Consider the following 842-nt stretch of genomic DNA (forward strand, 5'->3'; position numbering starts at 1 on the left):
AGACCCAACTTCGACAAGTCGAACTTCCTCGCTGTCTCAGCCCGTCTGAGTGCCGACTTTGTCAACGCAATCTGCCAGGAGCTGACCTTTCGCTACAACGGTTTGTCAGTAGTCCCCCGGCACCACCAAGGTGGCATTGCCCGCTGATGCCGGAGCTCAGGGGCCGCTAGCGGTTAAACTCGACGTTGATGCGTGGCGCGTGGGGAAGTTGATTGTCGAGGGCCTCGCGGTAGCGGAGGCAGCCGCGGAGGAACTGCGGCCAGGCCGGAACTTCGATGTTGTCGGGGATCGGCTCGGGCAACAATCCCCATAACTGCGGGTGATGCCAGCAGAGTTCGTGACCGCTGCTGTCTCGGTGTGCGCGGATGCCGTTCCGGAGCCGGATGACCTCGGCAACAAGATCATCCCGCGAAAGATTGGTGAGATCGTCGTCCATGGCCAACCTGCCGATATGTTCGGGTCACGGCTCGATAGCAGCCAAATACGTCCGAAGTCAGCCATCGGCTTGAGGATCACTGAACGCTGACACTCAATGGCTACGATCGAAACTCGGTGGCTATCGATGGCTCACTTGTCCCCGCGGAAGAGCGGTTGCCACCCACGGAGCCATCTGTCGGAGCAGAAGCGCGGAGGATCTCCGAAGAGACGCCAATAGCCGATGCCTACCTTGGGGCTTAGCGCACAGTACCCTACCGTTTCCGGGCATGGGAGGCGCCAGCCAGCCCGGAGGTGACGGAATAGCTTAATGGTCATTGATGAAGGAGTGCCTAAAGCGCTTTTGATCTGGGCTTGAATCCATTCGGGTGGGCTGCGCGTTGACTAGGATATGGCCCGGGAGGCAA

At 59.7% G+C, this 842-nt stretch carries 1 protein-coding gene; it reads right to left on the reverse strand.

The window, feature by feature from the left end:
• Positions 1 to 166: 166 nt before the first annotated feature.
• Complete coding sequence (locus JKL45_RS29660; protein ID WP_201865361.1) at positions 167 to 436, reverse strand: hypothetical protein; 270 nt, start codon at positions 434 to 436, stop codon at positions 167 to 169.
• Positions 437 to 842: the final 406 nt, after the last annotated feature.

This window comes from Microvirga soli (assembly GCF_016734765.1).
GTDB classification, from domain to species: Bacteria; Pseudomonadota; Alphaproteobacteria; order Rhizobiales; family Beijerinckiaceae; genus Microvirga; species Microvirga soli.